Annotated in this window: 19 protein-coding genes; 9 read left to right on the top strand and 10 right to left on the bottom strand. The window is 70.1% G+C overall.

Annotation, left to right across the window (positions count from 1 at the left end):
* The first annotated feature begins 54 nt into the window (after positions 1–54).
* Both BHS09_RS01495 and BHS09_RS01490 read left to right on the top strand, forming a co-directional pair.
* The gene (locus BHS09_RS01495) at positions 55–2,142 is read left to right on the top strand and encodes an ATP-binding protein (protein ID WP_140796983.1); all 2,088 of its coding nucleotides are present in this window, start codon (positions 55–57) and stop codon (positions 2,140–2,142) included.
* Between the two features lie 82 nt (positions 2,143–2,224).
* Positions 2,225–3,235: an aldo/keto reductase gene (locus tag BHS09_RS01490; protein WP_140796982.1), complete on the top strand. Its 1,011-nt coding sequence runs from the start codon at positions 2,225–2,227 to the stop codon at positions 3,233–3,235.
* Positions 3,236–3,261: 26 nt separating this feature from the next.
* On the opposite strand, the gene BHS09_RS01485 is transcribed toward BHS09_RS01490, so the two are convergent.
* Positions 3,262–4,050 carry a radical SAM protein gene (locus BHS09_RS01485; RefSeq protein WP_140796981.1) on the bottom strand — a complete coding sequence of 263 codons (789 nt, stop codon included), beginning with the start codon at positions 4,048–4,050 and terminating at the stop codon, positions 3,262–3,264.
* Between the two features lie 74 nt (positions 4,051–4,124).
* Here BHS09_RS01485 and BHS09_RS01480 point away from each other — a divergent pair, with 74 nt between their 5' ends.
* The 3 genes from BHS09_RS01480 to BHS09_RS01470 are packed head-to-tail and all read left to right on the top strand — an operon-like array spanning position 4,125 to position 7,443.
* Entirely contained in the window at positions 4,125–5,411 is a 1,287-nt protein-coding gene (locus BHS09_RS01480) for an asparagine synthase-related protein (RefSeq protein ID WP_237080130.1), read from the top strand.
* Positions 5,396–6,589, top strand: a complete 1,194-nt coding sequence (locus BHS09_RS01475) for a glycosyltransferase (RefSeq protein WP_140796979.1) — start codon at positions 5,396–5,398, stop codon at positions 6,587–6,589. Before BHS09_RS01480 ends, BHS09_RS01475 begins: the two co-directional genes overlap by 16 nt.
* A gap of 8 nt (positions 6,590–6,597) precedes the next feature.
* Positions 6,598–7,443, top strand: coding sequence for an ROK family protein (locus tag BHS09_RS01470; protein WP_237080129.1), 846 nt, complete (start codon positions 6,598–6,600; stop codon positions 7,441–7,443).
* An 18-nt stretch (positions 7,444–7,461) separates the two neighbouring features.
* Here BHS09_RS01470 and BHS09_RS01465 read toward each other — a convergent pair whose 3' ends face one another.
* Complete coding sequence (locus BHS09_RS01465; RefSeq protein WP_140796977.1) at positions 7,462–7,998, bottom strand: pyridoxamine 5'-phosphate oxidase family protein; 537 nt, start codon at positions 7,996–7,998, stop codon at positions 7,462–7,464.
* A gap of 214 nt (positions 7,999–8,212) precedes the next feature.
* Here BHS09_RS01465 and BHS09_RS01460 point away from each other — a divergent pair, with 214 nt between their 5' ends.
* The 3 genes from BHS09_RS01460 (at position 8,213) to BHS09_RS01450 (ending at position 10,680) form a co-directional block, all read left to right on the top strand.
* On the top strand, positions 8,213–8,749 hold the full coding sequence (locus BHS09_RS01460) for an HNH endonuclease (protein WP_237080128.1): 537 nt from the start codon (positions 8,213–8,215) through the stop codon (positions 8,747–8,749).
* 107 nt (positions 8,750–8,856) lie between these two features.
* On the top strand, positions 8,857–9,750 hold the full coding sequence (locus tag BHS09_RS01455; protein WP_174260479.1) for a S1C family serine protease: 894 nt from the start codon (positions 8,857–8,859) through the stop codon (positions 9,748–9,750).
* A 12-nt stretch (positions 9,751–9,762) separates the two neighbouring features.
* A complete protein-coding gene (locus BHS09_RS01450) occupies positions 9,763–10,680 on the top strand; it encodes a S1C family serine protease (protein ID WP_140796975.1) in 918 nt (305 codons plus the stop codon).
* 1 nt (position 10,681) lies between these two features.
* Here BHS09_RS01450 and BHS09_RS01445 read toward each other — a convergent pair whose 3' ends face one another.
* Positions 10,682–10,984 carry a hypothetical protein gene (locus BHS09_RS01445; RefSeq protein ID WP_140786744.1) on the bottom strand — a complete coding sequence of 101 codons (303 nt, stop codon included), beginning with the start codon at positions 10,982–10,984 and terminating at the stop codon, positions 10,682–10,684.
* 70 nt (positions 10,985–11,054) lie between these two features.
* Positions 11,055–11,348, bottom strand: a complete 294-nt coding sequence (locus BHS09_RS01440; RefSeq protein ID WP_140786743.1) for a UBP-type zinc finger domain-containing protein — start codon at positions 11,346–11,348, stop codon at positions 11,055–11,057.
* A 165-nt stretch (positions 11,349–11,513) separates the two neighbouring features.
* Here BHS09_RS01440 and BHS09_RS01435 point away from each other — a divergent pair, with 165 nt between their 5' ends.
* Complete coding sequence (locus BHS09_RS01435) at positions 11,514–12,944, top strand: MFS transporter (protein ID WP_140786742.1); 1,431 nt, start codon at positions 11,514–11,516, stop codon at positions 12,942–12,944.
* A gap of 113 nt (positions 12,945–13,057) precedes the next feature.
* Here BHS09_RS01435 and BHS09_RS01430 read toward each other — a convergent pair whose 3' ends face one another.
* From BHS09_RS01430 to BHS09_RS38780, 6 genes are all read right to left on the bottom strand, one after another.
* Positions 13,058–13,294 carry a hypothetical protein gene (locus BHS09_RS01430; protein WP_090490897.1) on the bottom strand — a complete coding sequence of 79 codons (237 nt, stop codon included), beginning with the start codon at positions 13,292–13,294 and terminating at the stop codon, positions 13,058–13,060.
* A gap of 149 nt (positions 13,295–13,443) precedes the next feature.
* Entirely contained in the window at positions 13,444–14,025 is a 582-nt protein-coding gene (locus BHS09_RS01425; protein ID WP_140796974.1) for a thioredoxin family protein, read from the bottom strand.
* A 46-nt stretch (positions 14,026–14,071) separates the two neighbouring features.
* Positions 14,072–16,396, bottom strand: coding sequence for a protein-disulfide reductase DsbD family protein (locus tag BHS09_RS01420; protein ID WP_140796973.1), 2,325 nt, complete (start codon positions 16,394–16,396; stop codon positions 14,072–14,074).
* Between the two features lie 200 nt (positions 16,397–16,596).
* Positions 16,597–17,844 (bottom strand): vWA domain-containing protein, encoded by a 1,248-nt coding sequence (locus BHS09_RS01415; protein WP_174258598.1) that lies wholly within the window; start codon positions 17,842–17,844, stop codon positions 16,597–16,599.
* 205 nt (positions 17,845–18,049) lie between these two features.
* Positions 18,050–18,232 carry a hypothetical protein gene (locus BHS09_RS01410; protein WP_140786738.1) on the bottom strand — a complete coding sequence of 61 codons (183 nt, stop codon included), beginning with the start codon at positions 18,230–18,232 and terminating at the stop codon, positions 18,050–18,052.
* Between the two features lie 242 nt (positions 18,233–18,474).
* Positions 18,475–18,636 carry a hypothetical protein gene (locus BHS09_RS38780; RefSeq protein ID WP_174259165.1) on the bottom strand — a complete coding sequence of 54 codons (162 nt, stop codon included), beginning with the start codon at positions 18,634–18,636 and terminating at the stop codon, positions 18,475–18,477.
* Positions 18,637–18,991 lie beyond the last annotated feature (355 nt).

The following is an 18,991-nucleotide window of genomic DNA, read 5'->3' as shown; positions in this document are numbered from 1 at the left end:
CGCGGTTCCTCCCCAACGGGATGCACGTAGCCGGCCGGGAGCCCGCCCCTGACCATGCACGCTCGTCCAGAACGACATCACCCACTCTGGGCTTCACGCGCCGGACGTTATGGCGTCGCGCTCCTCGCGTTCGTCACGGCGTGGCTCATCCAGGCGGGCGTGGCGTCGTTCATCCCAGCCACCCCTTTCCTGTTCTTCTTCGGCGCGGTGATGGTGTCCGGCTGGTGGGGCGGCTGGGGCCCCGCCCTGGTGACGACGTTCCTGTCGGTGGTGGTGGTGGACTTCTACTTCTTGGAGCCACTGCTCAACCTGGTGCCGGGCACGGGAGGGGCTGTCTCGCTGGCGGTCTTCTTCGCGCTCGCGCTGCTGATGACGAAGCTGAACGTCATGCTGCGCAAGGCCAACGCGGAGCGGGCGCGGCTGCTGGAGCGGGAGCGAGCAGCCCGAAGCGAGGCCGAGGCGGGGCAGGAACGGCTCCACGTGCTCTTCCGGGACGCGCCCGCCGCCATCATCTTCTTGCGAGGCCCCCAGCACGTCTATTCCTTCTCCAACTCGATGAACAACGCGCTGATGGGGACGGACTCACTGGTGGGCCAGGAGGCGACCAAGGCCCTGCCGTGGGCGGCAGCGCGAGGCTTCATCACCCTGCTGGACGAGGTCTACCGCACCGGCGTCCCTTTCGCGGGCAATGCGGTGCCGTTCCCTCGCAAGCCCCCCAATGGCGAGATGCAGGAGACGTATCTCAACATCGTGTATCAACCCACGCGGAACGAGCAGGGTGAGGTCGACGGCATCGTCGGCTTCGGGTTCGACGTGACGGACCAGGTCCGGGCCCGACAGCGCGCCGAGGCCCTGACGCACGAGCTCCAGCTGGCCGAGGCACGTGACTGGCTCCTCGCGGAGTCGGGCGCGGTGCTGACGTCGTCGCTCGACGACGAGACGACGCTGCGGAACATGGCGAAGCTGGTGGTGCCCACGTTCGCGGACTGGTGCCTTGTCGACGTGGCGGAGCCAGACGGGACGTTCCGGCGGCTGGAGGTGGCGCACTTCCGGCTCGAGGATGACGCGCTGGCGGAGGACATCCTCCGCTTCGGAATGCAGCCCAGCGGCAATCCGGGGCATCCCCTCACGGGCGCCTTGCTGAAGGCGGAGACGGTTCACATCGAGCGGTTGACCCGGGAACGCATTCACGAGCTCGCGCACAACGCGGAACACGCCCGGGTGATGGAAGCGATGGGGCCCGTCTCCTTCATCGCCGTGCCTTTGATTGCGCGCGGACAGGTGTTGGGGGTGCTCAGCTTCATCCACGCCTACTCCGGCCGGCACTACTCGACGTCAGACCTGGCGTTCGCCAAGGAACTGGCACACCGGGCCGCGCTCTCCCTGGAGAATGCCCGGCTCTATGCGGAGGCCCGGGAGGCCATCCGCCTGCGCGATGAGTTCATGTCCATTGCCAGCCACGAGCTGAAGACGCCGCTCACCCCGCTGAGCCTGAAGCTCCAGGCGCTCACGCGGGAGCTGGCCCGCCACCCGGGCCCGGTTCCTCGCAACCTGGTGGAGAGCTACGTGGCGGTGGGCGCACGGCAGGTGCAGAAGCTGGCGGAGCTGGTGGGCGACCTGCTCGACGTGTCGCGCATCTCCGCGGGGCGGCTCTCGCTGGAGCTGGAGGAACTGGAGCTGGGGTCGCTCGTCCGGGACGTCGTCACCCGGTATGAACCCCAGGCCGCGCGCACCGGCTCCTCCTTGCAGTTGGAGGCGGGAGACTTCGACATCGTGGGCCGGTGGGACCGGCTGCGCCTGGAGCAGGTCATCACCAACCTGGTGGACAACGCCGTGAAGTACGGCAACGGCAGGCCCATCCACGTCCGCCTGGAGCCGCATGACGGCGGAGCGCGGCTGACGGTGCGGGACGAGGGCATCGGCATCGCGCCCCAGCATCTGCCCCGCCTCTTCGGCCGCTTCGAACGCGCCGTGTCCGAGCGCAACTACGGTGGCCTGGGCCTGGGCCTGTACATCACCCGCACGCTGGTGGAGGCCATGGGCGGCCGGGTCCACGTGGAGAGCAGGCTGGGGCGAGGCTCCACCTTCACCGTGGAGCTGCCCAGCAACCCGGGCGCGGCGCAGGCCCTCCATGCCCCCTGACGGACGATTCCGGACTCGAAGGTCATGCGAGGCCGGGAGTCTCCAGTTAGAGGGGCGTCACCACGAGGAAGGAGCAAGGGACATGGAGACTCGGAAGCTGGGAAGGCAGGGCCCCACCGTTTCGGCGCTGGGCCTGGGCTGCATGGGGATGTCCGACTTCTACGCGGGCAGGGATGACGCGGAGTCGGAGGCCACGCTGCTGCACGCGCTGGAGCGGGGCATCACCTTCTTCGACACCGCCGACATGTATGGCTCGGGCGCCAATGAGACGTTGGTGGGCCGGGTGCTCAAGCCGCACCGGGCGAACATCGTGCTGGCGACGAAGTTCGGCATCGTCCGCGACCCCACGGACCCGCAGAAGCGCGGCATCAACGGGCGGCCGGAGTACGTGAAGCAGGCGTGCGAGGCCAGCCTGCGCCGGCTGGGCGTGGACGTCATCGACCTGTACTACCTGCACCGGCTGGATGCACAGACGCCCATCGAGGACACGGTGGGCGCCATGGCGGAGCTGGTCCGCGAGGGCAAGGTGCGCTTCCTCGGCCTGTCGGAGGTGGACGCGGACACGCTGCGCCGGGCCACGAAGGTGCATCCCATCACCGCGCTCCAGAGCGAGTACTCCCTGTGGAGCCGTGAGCCGGAGGACGGCGTGCTCCAGGCGTGCCGCGAGCTGGGCGTGGGCTTCGTTCCCTACAGCCCGCTGGGACGCGGCTTCCTCACCGGGCAAATCAAGCGCTTCGAGGACCTGGCGCAGGACGACTACCGCCGCTTCTCGCCCCGCTTCCAGGGGGAGAACTTCACGCGCAACCTGGAGCTCGTCGGCCACATCGAGCGGCTGGCGAAGGAGAAGGGATGCTCTCCGGCGCAGCTCGCGCTCGCGTGGGTGCTGGCACAGGGGAAGGACCTGGTGCCCATCCCCGGCACCAAGCGCCGCAAATACCTGGACGAGAACCTCGGCGCGCTGGAGGTGACGCTCACTGAGCAGGACGTGGCCGCCATCAACGCCGTCGCGCCTCCGGGCGTCGCTGCGGGCGGGCGCTATCCGCCGTCCATGCAGTCCGCGCTGCCCAAGGCGTCCCAGCCACGCGGCCAATGAGATGAAGCGAGGCTGGGGGTGCCCCTTCAGCTTCGAAGACGAGGGAGCTGGGCGTGCGGCTGCCATGCGCCGTCGCCGCCCAGGCAGTAACGGCAGGTGGCCAATGGCGTCTCCCGTTCGAGGTAGCCGAGCATCTGGCCCAGCAGGTCCGGCGTGTCGAGCGGCACGCCGTCGACCTCGCCCAGCGCGGGCATCTCCGGGTACGTGCCGCCGAGCACCGTCGCCACGTGCGGCGGACGCGTGCAGGCGTAGAAGCGGCCCGCGTGGACCAGGTGACAGCGGACCTTCAGCCAGCAGCGCGCGTAGATGCCTCGCACGGCGTCCTCGGAGTCGTGCGGCGCATCCGGCGTGAGTTGCTGAAAGGCGTCGATTCGCTTCACCGTGAGGAAGACGCCGTGCTGCTCGCAGCGCTCGGTGATGCGGGCGATGGAGCGCTCCGGCAACGGCGCGGAGGTGTAGACGGACAGTGTCATCCGGTCCAGGCGCTCGTAGGCGGCGTCGGGGGCGCTCTGGGCGAGGAAGCCGTTGGTGGTGACGGACACCTGCGGGGAGATGCCCGAGGCGCGCACGGCGTCCAGCACCGCTGGCAGGTCGGGGTGGAGGAAGGGCTCGCCGCCGGTGAGCTTGAAGACGTTGGGCCGGAGGGCTCGGGCCAGCTGGCGCAAGTCCTTGCCCAGGGCGGTGGGGTCCACGGACCAGGCAGGCAGGTGCGGCGACAGCGGGCAGCACTGCACGCAGCGCAGGTTGCAGTGCGTGGCGACATGCGTCTCCAGGGACCAGGTGAGGATGCGTCCGTCTTGGAGCTCGTAGCGCACGGCGGGACTATACGAGGTTGCCCGGGGCCCCTGGGGCTTGTCACAGTACCCGCGTGCCTCACGCTTCCGGCGGAATGCTCGCCACCCTGCCCCGCTACCAATCATTGGCGCGCCTGGCACCGTCTGTCTGGCGGCTGAATCCCTCGGGTCTGGCACCGGAGGCCGTCGCTGCATTCCTGCGCCATGCGCTGCCTCCCGACGGAAGCGTGTTCCAGGGCGTGCGCCGGACTCCGGGCGCCTTGCCTCGTGTGCGTCGGAGCGCGGGGACTCCGGAGACTCGCGAGGATGAAGACAGGCTGGCGGAACGGCTCGTGGCCGCGCTGGCGGACAGCGTGAGCAAACACCTGGCGGCGGGCGCGGTGGACGTGAGCTTGAGCGGCGGCGTGGACAGCGCCGCGTTGTGCGCCCTGGCCGCGCGGCACGCGCTCGGACGCGTGCGCGCCTGGACCATGGATGTCCACTTCGCGGATGCCACGGAGCGGCGGAATGCCCGGACGGTGGCGAACACGGCCGGAGTCGAGTTGGTCGACGTGTCCGTTCCGGACGCGGTGCTGCCAGAGCTGTTCGAGCCCGCCGTCCTGAGCCAGGAGACGGCCATCCTCAACGCCCGCGCCGTGGCCAGCCATGCATTCTACGCAGAGGCCCGAAGGCAGGGCGCCTCTACGTTGCTGAGCGGCGCTGGCGCGGATGAGGTGCTCATGGGCAACCCGGCGGCGCTCGCGGGTGCGGCGGCCCGTGTGACGGAGGACCGGCACCTCGCGCACGAGGTGCTGCGCCCAGGGCCTGTGGACAACTTGGGGGTGGATCAGCGGGCACTGCGCCTTCCCTGGGACGCGGAGCTGGCTTCCGGTGACGAGGATCACCCCGAAGAGGTCCGCTACGCGGCCTGGGTGCTGTGGGAGCTGGTGCTGCCTCCTGAACTCCGCAGCGCGAACGCACATGGCGTGAACGTGTGCACGCCCTACCTGGACGCGGACTTCGCGGACGTGGCGCTGGCGCTTCCCTTGGACGTGCTGGCGCGGCATGGGGCCGGCAAGTGGCTCTTCCGGCATGCGGTGCGCACGCTGGTGCCGGACGAGGTCCGGTTGGCCCGGAAGACGCCGCGCTATGCGCACACCGCGCTCTCCAGCCCCGTCCGCGCGCGCTGGCTGGAGCTCTACCGGGAATGGCTCACGCCGGCCCGGCTGGCGCCGTTGGAGTGCGTCGACGCGGGCGCGACCCGGGCGCTGCTGGAGCGCTACGCACGTCTGGCCGCCGACGCTCCCGAGGCGGGTGTCATGGACCGGCTGTTGATGCGGTTGTGCTCCCTCGTCATGCTCCACGCCCACGCCAGCGCCCGTCCCCCATGTCCCGAATCCTGATTGCCACCTCCCCCGAGAAGGGCCACCTCAACCCCATGGCCGGTGTCGCGCAGTGGCTGCGCCGCATGGGCCACCACGTGGGCTGGCTGTGCATCCCCGAGCCCGCGCCGCAGCTCGAACGGCTGGGCGTGGAGGTGCTGGCGCTGCCCCACGCCGAGGCGCCCGTGCCCGCCATCGAGACGGGAGGGGAGGCGCTCGCGCGGTTGGTGCTCGATGAAGCGGCGCTGGGACAGTGGATTCGCGGCCTGTTGATTGACGCCGTGCCCTCGTTGCTGGCGCCGGTGCGCGAGGCCGTCGAGCGCTTCCGTCCGGATGTCATGGCCCTGGACGGCATGCAGTACGCCGCCGTGCTGGCCGCCCATGCGTTGCGAATCCCCTGGGCGGGCGTGTCCTCCGCGCTGTCATTGCTGGAGCCGCCCATCGATTACGGCCTGCGCCGCAACGTGCGCGCGCTGGCCGATGAGCGACAGGCCCTGTTCGCCCGTCACGGCTTCGATGCCCGCTTCCGCAACTGTGAGTGCCTGTCGCCGGACCTCAACGTCATCTTCGCCACCGAGGCCTTCCTGGGCTCCGACGCAGGACTGCCTCCCGCCACACACCTGGTCGGGCCGTCACAGCCTCCGGAGGCGCGTGGTGACGAAGTGGCCTTCCCGTGGGAGCGGCTGGGCTCCAAGCCCGTGGTGTACGTGTCTTTCGGCAGCCAGATTTCGTGGCAACCGGATTTGTTTCAGACGATGACCGAGGCCGCCGCGCCCCTGGGCGTCACCGTGGTGCTCAGCGCGGGTGAGCTGGCTGATACAGCTTTTGTTCACAGCCTTCCCGGGGACGTGGTCGCCGTCTCATACACACCTCAGCGACAACTGTTATCACGAGTCTCCGTGCTCGTGTCTCACGGCGGCGCCAACTCCGTCATGGAGGCGCTGACCGAAGGCGTTCCGATGCTGCTCCTGCCCGTCTGCAACGACCAGCCCATCCAGGCGCACTTCCTGGCGAAGTCGGGCGCGGGACTCGTGCGGGCGCCGCGCTCGCTCTCCGTGGAGGACTGCCGCGAAGCGCTGCGACAACTGCTGGAGCCGGGCACGGTGCTGCGACAGCGAGTGGCCGGCATCGCCGCGTCCTACCAGGCGCGTGACGGCGCGAAGGACGCCGCTGAACGCATCCTCCGACTCGTGGCGTGAGTGATTGCATGCGCGATTGGGACGTGTGGCGGCTGGTGCTGCCGGGTGTGTCGCCGCTGGAGGTGTGGAACCTCCCCGTGATGGGGCGCGAACTGTGGGAGTTGCTCGGGGCGCCTCGCGTGGACGCGGACCGTCGCGCGGGGGTTCCCGAGCCGGCGCTCGCGGGCCGGCTGGGCCCGGCGCTCGCGGTGGCGCTGTCCACGCTGGTGAAGCGGCACGCGGTGGATGCCGTGTGGCTCAGCGGCGGATTGGTGTGCCTGGAGGGCTTCGATGCCATGCTCTCGAGTGTTTCCACCGCGCTTCCCTGCCCTGTGTACGTGGCGGAGCGTCCACTCTTCGCTCCGGCCCAGGCGGGACTGCGTCTGCTGGCGCCGTTCGCGCCCGCGCATCCGGTGGCGCTCGACGTGGGGCAGACGGGCATCAAGTGCGTGAGTCACACTGCGGACCCGCGCATCTTCGAGCGCGACACCGCGCTGTTGCCTCGGTACTTCATCGGCATGGCGCGGCCTCCGGACAGGCGGCATGTGAAGGCGGCGGTGGCGTTCATCGCCAGTGCCCTGCGCGTGTTCTCGGCACGGCTGCCCGATGCCTTGTGCCTCGCACTGCCGTGTCCGCTGGACGCGTCGCTGGTCCCCGGGGGCTGCACCTACGGCTGGGAAGGCCACGAGTCGCTGATGGCGGACATCCTCCAGGCGGCCATGGGGAACGAGGGCCGCGGGACGGCGCTGGTGATCAATGACGCGGAGCTGGCCACGGAGGCCGCGCGGGGTGATTCGCGGCTGGCGAACCACTCGCGCGTGTTGTGTCTCACACTGGGATTCGGGCCGGGTGGCGCGTTGTTGGAACGGCGGTAACCGGGCGCTCGCCCAGGCTCAGTGCAGGTCCAACTCCTTCTTGGGCGCGATGTCGGGGCGCTGCTTCGTCACCAACGCCTTCGCGGTGCTGAAGAGCACCTTGAGCTTTCCGCCTGCCGGGTGGACGTATTCGGCGTGCTCGGGCGTGAAGCGCAGCAGGGCGATGTCACCCTCATCCGGGCCCTGTGGAAACCAGGGCTTCCAGCCGGGCTCCCACAAGTCATGAATGGCCCTCCGGTCGCGGACGATTTCCACCACGCCCGACACGGAAAGATACGTGGCGCTGTCCTCCGACGCGTGGAAGGCGAGCGAGCAGTGGGGGTCCGACTCCAGGTCCTGCACCTTCTGCGTGTCCGCCCAGGTGGCGAACCAGAGCACCGTGCCGGACTTGTGCTTCTTCGCCACCGCCATGGGCCGCGTGTGGAAGTGTCCGTCCGCACCCCGGGTGGTGAGGAGCGCGGTGTCGTAGTCCTTCAACAGTTCCTCGAACTCCCTGCGGTCTCCCTGGATGACACCCTGCGGCTGTTTCATCATGCGCTCGCCTGACTGTTCCATGGGGCTGACCTTTCGTTCGCCATCGTGAAGTTCCTGGAGAACGTAGGGACGCGCGGGCCGTGGGGAAGCAGCAGGGCTGGAGTCGCGTGGACCGCTCCCTTGATGGGTTGGCTGCCGCAGAGCAGACAGCCACCCGCATCCAGGCAGAAGACGAGCGAATCAGGGGCGGTCTCAAGGGCCTCGCCTCCGGCCTGGACCTGGTAGCCTGGCGAGGTTGACGAACCAGGACATCGACTGGCCCATCCGGTACCAGGGCGAGACGCTGAACTTCGCCAACCGCGCACGCGGCATCTTCTGGCCTCGCCACATGCGCGAGACGGCGCTGTCCATCAAGACGACCGTTCCTCGCCAGGGCCGTGAGGCGCGCTACGACGACCTCCGCTCGAACGAGGGATTCCAGTACCGGTTCCAGGGAACGGACGTTGCGTCTCGCGACAACCGGCGCCTCGTGCGAGGCGCGGCGCACATCCTCCCGGACCGGGACGAGCGCGGCAGGCCGGAGGTCTCCAACGGCCTCTCGCTCTGCAAACTCCACCATGGGGCCTTCGACACGGACCTGCTGGGCATCCGTCCTGACGGCATCATCGAAATCGCGCCCCGGCTGCTCGCCGAGCGCGACGGCCCCACGCTGGAGTACGGGCTCAAAGGCTTCGCTGGAAAGGCGCTGAGCATCCTGCCGGAGGCACCTGCCCACCGGCCGCGCCGTGAGTACCTGGAAGCGCGCTACGAGCGTTTCCGCGAGGCAGGCTGAACCAAAGACGAGGTGACCTCCCCGAATGGGTAGGCTCCCGACCTGGCCGGTCCGCCGATGTGGCGCCTTTTCGAGGCCGTTACCTTGTGCCTCGAAAGGAACACACCATGTCCACCGGCCTCCTCCAGTCGCTGTCCCAGTCCCTCGCCTCCGTCGTCGAGCGCACCGCGCCCAGCATCGTCCGCGTGGAGACGCGGCGCAGGCGCGGCGCCACCGGCATCGTCTGGGATGCCGAGGGCCACATCCTCACCACCAGCCAGGCCGTGGAGCACGAGGACCGGCTCCCCATCGGCTTGCCGGATGGCCGCACCGTCTTTGCCGAGTTCGTCGGCCGCGACGCCAGCACCGACCTGGCCCTGCTCAAGGCCGAAGCCACCGGCCTCGCGCCGCTGACCTCCGCGCCGTTGGATGACGTGAAGGTCGGTCACCTCGTCATCGCCGTGGGCCGCCCTGGCCGCACGGCTCGCGCGACGCTCGGCATGGTCAGCACCCACGGCGAGGGCTGGCGCACCCATGCCGGAGGCCGCGTGGAGCGCTACCTGGAGACGGACGCCGACCTCCCGCCCGGCTTCTCCGGCGGCGCGCTGGTGGACACCGAGGGACGCCTTGTCGGTCTGCTCACCGCCGCCTTCTCTCGCACCGCCGCCGTCGTCATCGCCACGGACACGCTCACGCGCGTGATTGCATCGCTGAAGGAACACGGGGGCATCCGGCGTGGCTACCTGGGCGTGGGCGCCTACCCCGTGCGTCTGCCCCAACACCTGGGCACGGGGAACGAGCACGGCCTCATCTGCCTCTCCGTGGACCCGAACGGCCCGGCGCATGACGCGGGCCTGCTGCTCGGAGACGTCCTGGTGAGCCTGGGAGGTCAACCCCTCCACGGCGTGGAGGACCTGCTCGGCGCCCTGAGCGACGAGAAGGTGGGCACCACCCTCCAGGTCCGCGTGCTGCGCGCTGGCGAGGTTCGCGAGGTGCCCATCACCGTGGGCAAGCGCGCGTGAAAGGAGGCCGCCATGAAACTGCTGCAACACTTCTCGGATGACCTGGAGTCGCTGGTGGCGCGGGCCTCGCCCGCCGTCGTGGGCGTGGAGCACGCACGCGGCCACGGCACCGGCCTCTTCCTCACACCGGACGGCTACGTCCTCACCAACCGCCACGTGGTGGTGCGCGGCTCACGCAAGCTCACCGTCCAGCTCTCCAACGGCGAGGAACTGCGCGGAACCCTGGTGGGCAGCGACGCCCCCACCGACCTGGCCGTGGTCCGCGCGGAGGGCGGCGACTTCCCCACCCTGCCGCTCGCCGAGCCCGAATCGGTGCGCGTGGGCCAGCTCGTCATGGCCATTGGCAACCCGTTCCACCTGGAGCAGTCCGTGTCACTGGGCGTGGTGAGCGCCATCAACCGCAGCATCAGCCTGCCTGACGGCGTCATGCTGGAGGGCATGCTCCAGACGGATGCCGCCATCAACCCGGGCAACTCTGGTGGGCCGCTGCTCAACATGCGAGGACAGGTGGTGGGCCTCAACACGCTGGTGTTGCCCTATGCGCAAGGCATCGGCTTCGCGGTGAGCGCCACCACGGCCGCGTGGATTGCCAGCCTGCTCATCCAGCGCGGCAAGGTGGACCGGCGCTTCCTGGGCATCGCCGCGACGGCGGTGAGCCTGGACGCACGACTCACCCGGGAGAACGGCCAGTCCCGCGCGGTGAAGGTGCTCCGCGTGCAGGACGGGACACCGGCCTACGAGGCCGGACTCCAGGTGGATGACTTGCTGCTGGCCATCAATCAGCGGGCGGTGAACAGCGTGGACGACCTCCAGCGGCTCATGGCGCTGGCCACGGAGGACGAGGTGACGCTGGACCTGCTGCGCAAGGGCGGTGGCCGCAAGACGGCCCGGGCACGGACGCGACCTCGCATCGAGCCCGTGGCCGCCTGACTCAGGCCACGCGGCCGCCCGGCGTCCGGCCCTGCGCGTCCGGCATCTTCCCCTGGAGCAGCAGGTTGTCGCCCCGACAGAGGCTCTTGTAGGACCACACCCAGAACGAGTCTCCAGGACGTGACTCCTGGAGATACTCGTCCAGCACGTCGGCATCGTCACAGATGAAGCGGTGCGGGGCGCGCGTCTCCCGGTAGAAGCGGTGCTCGATGATGAGCGGGCTTTCGTTCGCCAGCATCTCGTGCAGGCGGCTCAACGTGTCCGGGTCGGTGATGCGCGAGCCTTCGAGTGTCCACGCGTCCATGGTGCGGTGCCGCGCCTTTCTTCCCACGAGCTGAATCGGGCCCGGGAATGATAGCGGATGACTGCCCACGTCATAGTCGCGCGTCTTGCGATGGCGCTGGACGGTGTTCGGCGAAGAGTTCGTCCTCGTAGCACCACTCCCACTCCTCGCCCGGCTCGAAGGACTGGACGACGGGATGCGCCGACTGCTGGAAGTGCTTCGTCGCATGCCGGTTGGGCGAGGAATCACAACATCCCACATGGCCGCAGTTCAGGCAGCGACGCAGGTGCACCCAGCTCGCGCCCATGGCCAGGCATTCCTCACAGCCCCGCGAGCGCGGAGGCGGGTCCCCGGCCTGTTGGATGTGCTCGCAAATCGGCTCCATGTGACACCTCCCTGGAAATGGGGCGACCAGTGCCCTCCACAGCGTAGGCACTGGATGCGGGGACCTTCAGGGGCCACCAGCCGGGACGGCGAGCCACCGGAGGCACGTCCCCTTCCCGCGACGGCGGATGGCATGCGCGGAACCCCGGGCGCACGGTAGAGCCACATGGCCACCACCGCCCCCGACACCACCGTCGCCTACGACAGTCCTCGCGGCCGGGGCGTGCTGCTCGCCAGCGTGCTGGGCAGCGGCATGGCGTTTCTGGACTCCACCGCTGTCAACGTCGCCCTGCCCGCCATGGGCCGTGAGCTGCACACGGGCCTGTCCGGCCTCCAATGGGCCGTGGACGCGTACCTGCTCACGCTCGGTTCCCTGGTGCTCACGGGGGGCGCGCTCGGCGACGCGAAGGGCCAGCGCCGCGTCTTCCTGCTGGGCATGCTCGCCTTCACCGTCACGTCGGTGCTGTGCGGGCTGGCGCCCAACACCTGGACGCTGGCAGCCTTCCGCGCGGCGCAGGGTGTGGGAGCCGCGCTGCTGGTGCCTGCGAGCCTCGCCTTGCTGCGCACGTCGTTCCCGCCTCAGGACCGGCAGCGCGCCGTGTCCGCCTGGGCCGGACTGTCCGGCGTCACCACGGCCGTGGGGCCGCTGCTGGGCGGGTGGCTCGTGGACGCGGGCTCATGGCGCTTCGTCTTCTTCCTCAACGTGCCCCTGGCCGCGCTCACCGCGTGGGCGGCGCTGCGGCACGTGCCGGACATCGCGCCGAAGACAGGGGCACGCGGGTTGGACGTCGCGGGCTCGGTGACGGCGGCGCTCGGGCTGGGTGGCCTCATCTACGCGCTCATCGAGGGCCCCGCCCACGGCTGGCCCCTGGCGGCCATCGTCGCCGCGGCCGGAGGCGCCGTCCTGCTGGCCGCGTTCTTCGTACTGGAGGCGCGGCAGCGGGAGCCGATGCTTCCGCTCACCCTCTTCCACTCACGCACCTTCTCCGGCGCGAACCTCACCACGCTCGTCGTGTACTTCGCGCTCGGAGGTGCCACCTTCCTGGTGGTGCTCGCCCTCCAGCAGCAGCTCGGCTATTCGGCGCTCGGTGCGGGGGCCGCGCTGCTCCCCATCACGCTGATGCTGCTTCTGTTCTCGCCTTCGGTGGGGCGGCTCGCGGGGCACATCGGCGCACGTCCGTTGATGACGGCGGGGCCGCTGCTCGCGGGCGTGGGGCTGGCGCTCCTGACGCGCATCCAGCGCGGAGGTGATTACGTCACCACCGTGCTGCCTGGCATCCTGGTGCTGGGACTGGGACTGGCGCTCACCGTGGGTCCCCTCACGGCGGTGGTGCTCGGCGCCGTCGAGGACCGCTACGCGGGCATCGCCTCCGGCGTGAACAACGCCGTGGCCCGCATCGCCGGCCTGCTCGCAGTGGCGCTGCTGCCGCTGCTGGGCGGCCTCGCTGGCGACACCGGCATGGACTTCCTGGTGGGCACACGGCGCGCGCTCTGGGTGTCCGCTGGCCTGTGCGCCGTGGGAGCGCTGTGCTCGCTGCTCACGATTCCGCGCGAGGCCGGGCGCACGACCTCCGCGCAACAGGAGCACGGGACCTAGCGCACCGCGCGGGTCCAACAAGCGCCCATGACGTCGTCGCGGGATGACGCCTCAGCCCCCGGCTGGCCTTTTTGCGGCCTTGCCTGCGTGCGAGCTTTCCCCAGGCTCACACCTCAATGACGTCCGTGGTCGTCACTCAGCGGAGGTGCCTCGCGCGCCGGCTCGGTGCCCTTCTGAGCGCCGTAGCCGCCGATCCCCTTCTGGAGGATGCGGTCTTCGCCCACGTCCTCGTCCGTCACGTCGCCTCGCACCGGGCCTTTCTGATGCCGCGCCTCGCGCTCCAGTTCTTCCGGGCGCGTCGTGTCCATCCGCTCGTCGCCCCGTACCGGACTGCCCTTATTGTCGGCCATGGTCGTTTCCCCTTTCAGAGGGAAAGGTCCGAACCGCCCTCGCAGCGGGCAAGGCTCCTGCCATGGCGCCGTCGCCTGCCGCTCAAGCAGAAGGCCCCCGTCCCCAGCAGGGACGAGGGCCTTCGGGAATCAGCACAGCCGAGCCAGCGCTAGCTCTTGTACTTCACCGAGCAGCCGTAGGGCGTGGTGGTGCTGGCCGGGACCTGCTGGCCACCCACCACCGCGTCCACCGCCGTCTTCACATGGTTGGCCGGCTTGGCATTCTTGCCGCGCGGGTCATCGTCGATGGCGCCCGCGTACCGCACGACGCCCTGCTCATCGATGACGTACATGTGCGGCGTCGTCTTCGCGCCGTAGGACTTGCCCACCGTGCCGCTCGCGTCCTGGAGGACCGGGTAGGGGAAGCCCTCATCCTTCTTCCACGCCGCGGACTTCTCCGGGGTGTTGTGCGCGGTGGAGTCCACCGCCAGCCACACCACCTTCTTCGCGTCGAAGCCCTTCAGCGTGGTGACCATCGTGTCGTTCTTGTAGTGCCGCTGAACGAAGGGGCACTCGGGGTTGGTCCACTCCAGGACCACGACCTTGCCCTTGTACTGCGCCAGCGTGTGCTCCTTGCCGGACTCGTCCTTCAGCGTGAAGGTCGGCGCGGGCTTGCCAACTTCCGCGTCGGCGAGGGCGGGCGCCCCCACGAACAACGTGCCCAGCGCGAGTGCGGTGAAGACCTGCTTCATGGCGTTCCTCCAGCGTTTTGGAGACTGCGGGGAAGACAGCGCGACTTCAGTGACTTGGGAAACCCGCGGCGCAGAGGACATTCGCGCCGTTGCCCAGCTTCGAGGGTGCACACTCCGCCGCGCGCTTCACGGCGTCCGCCACGACGCCCGGCGTGAGCAACTCCGGCAGCACCTCCGGCTTGTCGGGGGCACCCGGGCTCAGCACCAGGTACATGGGCACACCGGCCCGGCCGTGCTCGGCCAGCTTGGCGGTGATGCTCGCGTCCCGGCGCGTCCAGTCCGCGATGAAGAAGGCCACCTGGTGCTTCGTGAAGGCGTCACGCACCTCGTCGGTGGACAGCACGGTGCGCTCGTTGAACTTGCAGGTGAGGCACCAGTCCGCCGTGAAGTCGATGAACACCGGCTGGCCCGCCGCCAGCGCCGCGTTCACCGCGTCCGCGCTCCACGGCTGCGCCTGCGCCACCGTGGACCCGAGGCGAGGCGCCGCCACGGGGTCCTGGTCATCGAAACGCAACGTCAGCAGCCCGGACGCCACCAGCACGCCCGCGGCCACCGCCACGGTGGCCAGCTTGCGCATGCCGTCCTGCGCCTGCCCCTGGCCGTACAGCCACGTGACGAGCCCCACCGCGACCAGGAACGCCAGCAGCCGCGCCATGCCGTCCACGCCGGCCAGCCCGCCCATCACCCACACCAGCCAGACGGTGGTGGCCAGCAACGCGAAGCCCAGCACCTGCTTGAAGCGCTCCATCCACGCGCCCGGCTTGGGCAGCTTCTTCGCCAGCCCGGGCACCAGGACCAGCACGCAGAAGGGCAGCGCGAGCCCCAGGCCCAGCGCGGTGAAGACGGCCAGCACCGTCAGGGGTCCCGCCGCGAAGGCGAAGCCCACCGCGGTGCCCAGCAGCGGCGCCGAGCACGGCGTGGCCAGCACCACCGCCAGCACGCCCTCGCCAGCGCTGTGCATCAGGCCGTGGCTCTGGTCCACCTTGCCCGCCAGCGCCGTGCCGTCCAGGCCCACGTTGAAGACACCGAAGAGGTTGAGCGCGAAGGCGACCAACACCGCGCACACACCCGCGACGAAGAGCGGCTCCTGGAACTGGAAGCCCCAGCCCACGCTCGCGCCACCCGCGCGCACCGCCAGCACGACGCTGGCCAGAAGCAGCATGGTGCCGATGATGCCCGCTGCATAGGCCGCCGCATGCGCGCCGACGCGGCCCCGCTCCTGCTGCACCATGCGCGTGAAGCCGTAGGCCTTGAGCGCCAACACGGGGAACACGCACGGCATCAGGTTGAGCAGCGCGCCGCCGAAGAAGGCGAACACCAGCGCCAGCCCCAGGCCCATGGACGACTCGGCCGCGGGCGGCGTGGCGATGGCGGCGCCCACCGGCTTCACCGCCGCGATGCTGTCCTTCACCGACGGCGGCTTCACCGCGGCCGGCGTCCCAGCCGCGCCACCGGCCGCCACCATGGGGGCCAGCGGCGCCGTCACCTCGAGGTACTGGTAGCCCGTGGCCGCCGTGCCCAGGCGCAGCACGCCCGTCAGGTCCGGCGCCGACGCCTGCGCGTCCGGCTCCGCCTTGCCCTTGAGCTTGAAGCGGCCCGGACCGTCCGAGGCCAACCCCACGCGCACGACGCCGGCGATGCGGTCGGCGACAAAGAAGTCACCTTCCACCGCGGGCACCGCCGCGCTGCCCGGGGCCGTCAGGGTGAGGGTGCCGGTGAAATCCTGGCCCGCGGTGAGCTGCGGCGCATCCAGCGCCAGCGTCGCCGCGTGGCCGCTGTCCTTGGCGGGACGGGGCACCTTGGCCAGCTCGGTGTCGAAGACAGCCGCCGTCTCGGCGTCGCGCACCGTCTGGGGCCCCAGGGGAATGGAGCGCGTCAGCATCAGCTCCGCGGGAATGCAGTGCACCTCGCACACCAGCGCTTCCACGGCAGCGGACACTGTCAGCATCCCCGTGGAGGACCCTTCCTCCGCCTTCGCGTCGGCGATGAGGATGGCCTCACCGTCATAGCCATGGGTGGTGATGAAGCCGTCGGGCGTGCGGAACGTCTGCGGGAAGGGCCACTGCAGCGGCCCCACGGTGACGCCGGGCGTGTCCCACGCCACTTCCGTCTCCAGGCCGGAGTCGCCCGGGTTCTTCCAGTAGACGTGCCAGCCCGGATCCAACCGGAAGCGCACACCCACGCGGAAGGTGTCTCCCGGCTTCACCTGGGTGGCGTCCACCAGGAGGGCGCCCTCGATGCGAGGGTCGCCTTCGTCCGGCGCGCTCGATGCCACCGCCGACGCGGGCAGGTCCGCCCACGCGACCGCTGCCACCAGCAGCAGTCCGATTCCGCCAACAAAGCCGAGCCTCTTGGACTGCCGATGCGTCATGCGACTCCCGTTAACCCAGAGGAGGCCGGCCCGCCAGCGACAGACGCGCGCCTCCAAGCACAGTGAACCATCCGGGCAGGCGGGCATTCCCCTCGCATGACGCGCCACACCCATTCCCAGGCGGACGGCCCGGGCAGGAGGGGTTACAGCGTCACAGAGGTAACGTCATGAACCCACAGGGGGCAGCCGAGCAGTCGGCGTCAGTCCTCGGTCTTCCAGGGCAGCAGCGCGGGCGCCGCGGGGCCCACGCGGCTCATGGTGATGCGGGAGACCTCGGAGTGCGCGCGGCGCATCACCAACGCGGGGAGCTTGTTGGCCCGGCGCTCCATCACCCGGCGCAGGTCCGCCAGCCGCTCCACGTGGCGCTGCGCGGGCACCTCCGCCGAGCCGAGCCGCGCGAGCTTGTAGAGGGCCACGTCAGCGGCCTCCAGCGCCCGCTCCGCGGCGTCCTGGTGACGGCGGCCGAGGGCCTTCCACGCGGCGGCTTCTCCGGCGACCAGGTCCAGTTCGGCGGACACGGCGCGCACGAAGCGACCCGAGTCGCTGTCGGGCAGCACCCGCGTCACCGGCACGCTGATGCGCCGCGTGTCGCCGCGCTCGGAGTAGGACGTGGACACGCCCAGGTTCCACTCCGCATCCCCCAGCATGCCCGAGAAGAGGACACGGCGCGGGAAGGCCTGGGAGATGGCGCCCAGGGTGGCGCTCATGGCGTCGCCTTCCACGCGCGAGGGATAGCGGTGGCGGCAGCGGACGTCGGCGAAGCCCGTGGGCAGCACGTGCACGCGCGCGTCGGCGACGACTTCACCGAAGAGCTCGGCGCCCAGCTGGCCCACGGCCATGGGCAAACCTTCCGGGTCATCCACGTGCACGAAGCCGGTGCCGGAGGGGCTGGTGAGGGCCTCCAGGACGTCGGGCAGGTAGTGGCGGCCCAGCCCCAGCGCGTGGAGCATGACGCCGGACTCGGCGATGCGGGCGCCCTGGGTCTTGAACTCGGCGAGCTGCGACGGGCCCACGGAGGGCTCACCGTCGGTGAGCATCAGCACCTGGGGCCGGGCGCCGGGCACGAGCACGCGGCGGGCGGACTCCGAGGCGCGCTCCACGGCCTCGTGCAGGGCGGTCCCCTCGCCGGACTCCAGGCGCGCGAGCACCTTGAGGAGCTGCGCCCGGGCGTTGGGGTCCATGGCGCGCATGGGGAGGACCTGCTCGGGCTCGGCGTCGAAGGTGAGCAGGCCCAGGTAGTCGCGAGGGCTGGCGCGCTCCACGAGCGCCTGGGCGGCCTGCACCGCGGCGAGCAGCGGCACGCCACGCATGGAGGCGCTGCGATCCAAGGCCAGGTTGATGGCCACGGGCGCGCGGGGGGCGTCGGCGTCGGCTTCCAGGGTGACGAGGAGGAGCACCTCGCGGCCATGTTCGGCGTCACGCTCCACTGCCCAGGCCGTCTGCTTCATACGTACTCCCCCGTGGTCGCACGAGGCATTGTGCCGCGAATCAATCTGCGGGAGCGGGCCGCCCCCGATGCTGGAAGTCTCATGGGCCACAACGCACGGGAGCGGGGGACGCTCACGGGCAGGCTGCGGGGTCTGAGAATGTCGGGAGTCGTGCTTTGGAGCAAGGGGGCCGGCCAGGATGCGGCACACCCACACGGACAGCCCCTCAGGAAGGGGCCGGCTGCCGCAACGCACCGCAGGCCGCACAGTACCGGGCCTGGGGGGTCCGCAGCGGCTTGCCACAGGTGGTGCACGGCGGGCCGAAGAGAATCAGCCGGTGGTGCAGGACGGCGTTGATGTTCGTCTCGCGGAAGCCGGTCAGCCGCTCGTACTCCCGAAGTGCAGGCATGAAAGCGTGCTTGACGGACGAGATGCCTGCCTCGTTACCCTCGAACCACGGCCGTCCATGGCCGCTGGGGATGTTGACGAAGGGATGAAGGAGAGATGACGGGCAGGCAGGCCACCCATCTTGATGCTGGGCCCGAAGGGCAAAGCCCGGGGGGCTCACCCCAGGGGAGCCACCACGCGGGCATCCATTGCCCCGGTTACCGCTAGTGCCCCCGCGCGTCCACCGGCCGCGGGGGCCGCGAATTACTCGGCCGCAGTCCAGCCGCCCCACGACTCCTCGGCGTAGCCCCAGCGCCGGCCGGGCGCGCCCTCGTCGGCCCCAGAAGACTCCGCGTCACCGTCCTGCCGCGGATCCACATAAGGCAAACCTTCATCATCCATGTACGTGGTGTCGTCGTGAACCATCGCCGGCTCCTCTGGAGGCCACCCGGGTGAAGGTGGGCATCCCGCTTCGGTCGACCCGGGCTCGCCCCATGCGAGGCCCGCTCCATCAATCGTTGACCGATTTACCGACCATGTTGGGGATGTCGCCCCGCGTTGTAAAGCCCTTGGGGTCTCAAAGTTCTGGGGGCCGTGTAGCCTGTCTGCCTACCTGCCTGCCCTCCAGCGAGGAGTGTTCGTATTTACAGCCACTTACGAACAGTCAGGCGTCAGACAATGCCCGTGGCAATCGCACAAGGTAAGCCCTGGGTCCGAGGAAGGGAACCCCACAGCGGTTTACGCCCAGGTATTTTCAAAGGGTGCCTGGACGCCGTCCGCC

The organism is Myxococcus xanthus (assembly GCF_006402735.1).
Lineage (GTDB): Bacteria > Myxococcota > Myxococcia > Myxococcales > Myxococcaceae > Myxococcus > Myxococcus xanthus_A.
Note: the sequence above shows the minus strand (reverse complement) of the source record. Positions and strands in the feature narration are given on the sequence as shown.